This window comes from Hymenobacter sp. AT01-02 (genome assembly GCF_000961955.2).
In the GTDB taxonomy this organism is placed as follows: Bacteria; Bacteroidota; Bacteroidia; order Cytophagales; family Hymenobacteraceae; genus Hymenobacter; species Hymenobacter mucosus.
In genome coordinates, this window is record NZ_JZIR02000160.1 from 1 (window position 1) to 3,736 (window position 3,736).

At 54.4% G+C, this 3,736-nt stretch carries 4 protein-coding genes; 1 reads left to right on the forward strand and 3 read right to left on the reverse strand.

Features of this window, described 5'->3' with window-relative positions; all coding sequences use genetic code 11:
• The first annotated feature begins 123 nt into the window (after positions 1-123).
• Positions 124-1,314 carry a replication initiation protein gene (locus VI25_RS21715; RefSeq protein WP_055562882.1) on the forward strand — a complete coding sequence of 397 codons (1,191 nt, stop codon included), beginning with the start codon at positions 124-126 and terminating at the stop codon, positions 1,312-1,314.
• A 945-nt stretch (positions 1,315-2,259) separates the two neighbouring features.
• Here the strand turns inward: VI25_RS21715 and VI25_RS21720 are convergent.
• The 3 genes from VI25_RS21720 to VI25_RS27400 all read right to left on the reverse strand — a co-directional run bounded on the left by VI25_RS21720 (position 2,260) and on the right by VI25_RS27400 (position 3,228).
• Positions 2,260-2,586: a hypothetical protein gene (locus tag VI25_RS21720; RefSeq protein WP_055562883.1), complete on the reverse strand. Its 327-nt coding sequence runs from the start codon at positions 2,584-2,586 to the stop codon at positions 2,260-2,262.
• A gap of 1 nt (position 2,587) precedes the next feature.
• Positions 2,588-2,908 (reverse strand): hypothetical protein, encoded by a 321-nt coding sequence (locus tag VI25_RS27395; RefSeq protein ID WP_236705192.1) that lies wholly within the window; start codon positions 2,906-2,908, stop codon positions 2,588-2,590.
• 98 nt (positions 2,909-3,006) lie between these two features.
• On the reverse strand, positions 3,007-3,228 hold the full coding sequence (locus VI25_RS27400) for a ParA family protein (protein ID WP_236705193.1): 222 nt from the start codon (positions 3,226-3,228) through the stop codon (positions 3,007-3,009).
• Positions 3,229-3,736: the final 508 nt, after the last annotated feature.

Below are 3,736 nucleotides of genomic sequence, written 5' to 3' on the forward strand. Positions count from 1 at the left end.
AAGGGGTCATACAACTACAAAAAAGGGGTTACTCAGACCCCATATGACTACCAAAAAGGGGTCATACAACTACACTGTCACAGATTTGTAGCATAATGCCCAGCATTTCCGTACTTTACCCGCATGAAACAAGATGCTCTGGCAAAGGGGGATAGCGCGGTTCACCCCCTCATTGTGCAGCACAATGCCCTGATCAATGCCCGCTTCGAACTCAACACCACCGAGTCGCGCTTGTTTCTGGCGCTGCTGAGCCGCATCGGGCGGGACGATACCCAGTTCCAGGTGTGCCAGATTCCGGTCCGTGAGCTTATGGGCCACAGCTCCAGCAACTCCACGTACGATCTGGTGCGCAAAACCCTCAAGCACTTTGCCTCGCGCACCCTGCTGATTGAGAAGCTCGACACGTCGGCCCGCCGCCACAGCAAACCCGACTTCTCTATTCTCCCCCTGCTGGCCTTCGCCGAGTACAAGCACCGGGAAGGCGTGGTGGAGGCTCGCTTCAACGATTTACTGATGCCCTACCTGCTGCAGCTGCGGGAGAATTTCACTAAGGCCCAGCTGACGGAATTGCTGAAGCTCAAGAGCAGCAACGCTTACCGGATCTATCTGCTACTGCGGGAGTACGCGGTCTTTGGGAAGCGGGTGATGGCCGTGGCTGACTTAAAGGGAATCCTGGGCGTGGAGGAAGAATACGATCGGTTTACCAACTTTAAAGCCCGCATCCTGGACCGGGCCAAGGCCGAGTTAGCCCAAACGGACATGGCCTTCACGTACGAACTGGAAAAACAGGGCCGCACAATCACCCACATCTGTTTTCTGTTTAAGCCCACGGGCAGCGCGCAGCCCGTGTTGGCCGTCCCCGAAACCGGCTGGGAAGCTACGCTGCTCGAAGTGGGCGTCGCGGCAAAAAGTATTGCCGCGATAAAGATGCAGCTGGAGAGTAGCTATTACGACGAAGGGTACGTGTATTTCGTCGTGGCCTATGTCCGCCGGCAAGCCGCCGCGGGGAAGGTGAAAAAGGTGGGCGGGGCTATCTTCAAGGCCTTGGTGGAGGGGTACCTGTTGGAGGATTACCGCCGGCAGGTCCGCAAAGGCAAAGCCCCCGAGGAGCCCAAGCGCGGCCCCGCGGCCCCGGTGCTGTCGCTGCAGGAACGGCATACGCTCGACGACGTGCACGCCATGTACGAAACGATGCGCCAGCGCCAGTTGATTGCCGATGAAACCTTTGAGGCGAATCTGGCCCGGGTCTGGCTGGCAGCGGGCTTCCGGCATGAGACGGACGCGCAGGGGATCCAGTGGCTAATTAAACCCTGAGCGGAACTGGTAAGCTCTCGGCCGAGGCCCCGCTAGCCGGGTTACTTAACCACAGAAGGGCGCCGGCCCCTACTTCAAGTGAACACAGACTAAAGGATCCTAGCAAGTAATCCCCTGGTCAAACCTAGCTGAACTTGGTTGCCACTGTCGATACTATTATCTGATTAGCAATCAGCTAATAGTATACGTTGTACTAGTCAGAGCATTAGGCCAAGAAATACCACCTGATTCTACACCTAATTTAATACTATGAATTAGGTGTAGAATCAGGTGGATAAATGTTGCTGTAGTAGAGCCTATCCGCAAACGGGAAATACCGTCCGGTAAGGGATGGGCCCCTCGCACTTAGCGGGCATTGAACGAGCTTTTATACCTTCTCTTAGGCTTGCGAAAGACTACGCAGTAGCTGCACTAGCGTGACTATTAGTGGTAGATAGGATCAGCAAGTTACCAGGCATACTCCCGCTCGGCCAAGCCGTAGTACCGCCCACTACCGCGTCACAGCGGCAGAAAAGCTAGCCCCAGGGCAGTGAGTTGGCGGCCCCGAATAATTTCTGCCAGGAGGAAAACGGCAGAATCAAGGACAGCAACCCCGGCAAGTGAGCGACAAAACAAACCTTATCACCCTAGTCTCAGCTCGGAACAAGGGCTAACGCGTAGTGGTAACCCTTGCAGAGCAATGTGCTCGGCGGGAGGTTAGCAAACTATTCAGTAGCCCAGGGCACCAAGTCCCGGCCTCGCCCGGGTCTTACTGCGAATAGGCTAGACCTGCAAACTCGTTGCACCCGCTGGACCAAGTTCGGCCAACCGATTCCCTAAAGGTGTCCGGAACCGCTGCCTAACGCACGAGGCCCTCCCTATCTTAAGTGGGGCCCTGGTACGCAATAGTAAAAATAGAAAGGTGAGGAATTACACCAGAATATGGGTGTAATTCCTCACCTTATACTAGGTGCTTTTACGCACCTTGCCGTACTTCTTTTGTTCCCGCTGGATCTTCTCTTGAATCGCTTCTAAAAGCCAATCCTGAGTTGAAATGCCTAGCTTCGGGCTGGTGGGCTTGCGGGGGCGCTTGGCGCGCAACTCATCGATAACGGTGAGCGTGGCGGCCGGCAGCTTGATGTTGAAATTCTTGAGTTTAGCAGCCGGCACCTCCGCGGCGGCCAGGGAGGAACTGCCACGATTGATGACGGCCTCGATCTTTTTTTCGTCCGGGGGTGGCGCTGGCAGCACCACTTCGGGGACCTTGCGAACAGGGGGCTTGGAAATGGCCATACTATTGCGTGACGTGACTAAACAGAAGATTGAGTTCCGTAACTGCTTTCTCATCTACGGGCGTGTACTCGAAGACGGACAAGCCTTTGCTGGCGGCCGTGGCAAAAGCCTTGCGGTTGACGACGGGGAAGTCCACGAAATTGAGCTCCTCATTCTCCCGTAATACCTCCATCGCTTCGGCGTTGTCTACTCCCCGGGTGTCCGCCTTATTTAGAAAGGAGAAGGTTTGCAGGGGACTGGTGCGCACGTCTTGTACCTCGGAGAGCAGGGACAATACCTTCGAGAGCGTCCAAATTTCGTAGGAGCGGGGTGCGAACGGCAATAGGTAGCGATCGGATACAAACAGGGCTGCTCGCTGACTGGAAGTGTCCCGCCCTCCTGTATCGATAATGATGTGGGTGTACTTTGGCTTGAGCAACTCTACCTGCCGCCGTACCAAGCCCCGGTAAGCTGCACCAAGGTATAGCCTAACTCTCCGTTGCGAGTTTCACCCCGCCAAGCAGTGAAGTCAGACGAACTTTCCTGTTCATCCGCATCGACCAGGAGCACGTCGTGCCCCTGACGGGAAAGCCAGACGGCTAAGTTCGTTGAAATGGTGGACTTTCCAGTCCCGCCTTTTATTCCGCCTACGGTGATTATCATCTATTTAACGCCAAGTAATAGGTGTGAAAAGAGGTACTGTACAAGGTGCACACTGGTAAAGAAATGAAAAATATTTAAGGTGTAAAAGGAGGTGTCTTTTTTAACCTAAAATTAAACTAATTTTAACACCTTTAATAAGGTGCAGAATGAGCCTTGCCTGCCGCCGTAAGGGTAGGCTAGTAGAGGAGGTACGAATGGGTGAGATAAAAGGTGTTGTTGTAGGTTTATTTTAAGGTGTAATTTAAGGTGTAAAACAACGGATTGTAGAGGCGCCCATACTCTAGAAGTATCCGCTGGAGCGGGCAAAAAATGGGGGCCACGCCTTCTGGCGCAGTCGCGGCGGGCTAACCAAGTTGCCTGTGATGGCCGCGGTGAGCAGCCGCTTGCGCCGCGGCCGGCTGGGCGCCACGACCAAGGCTTGGTTATGGCCTTGGGTAAAAGGATAGTAGTCGTTGTGTTCGCTAAATCAAATGCGATGGCACCAAGCAAGCATAATCGTGGTTAAGGA

Excerpts from the sequence above, each read along its gene's own strand:
- VI25_RS21715 (WP_055562882.1), top strand. The coding sequence starts at position 124 with ATGAAACAAGATGCTCTGGCAAAGGGGGATAGCGCGGTTCACCCCCTC.
- VI25_RS21720 (WP_055562883.1), bottom strand. The coding sequence starts at position 2,586 with ATGGCCATTTCCAAGCCCCCTGTTCGCAAGGTCCCCGAAGTGGTGCTG.
- VI25_RS27400 (WP_236705193.1), bottom strand. The coding sequence starts at position 3,228 with ATGATAATCACCGTAGGCGGAATAAAAGGCGGGACTGGAAAGTCCACC.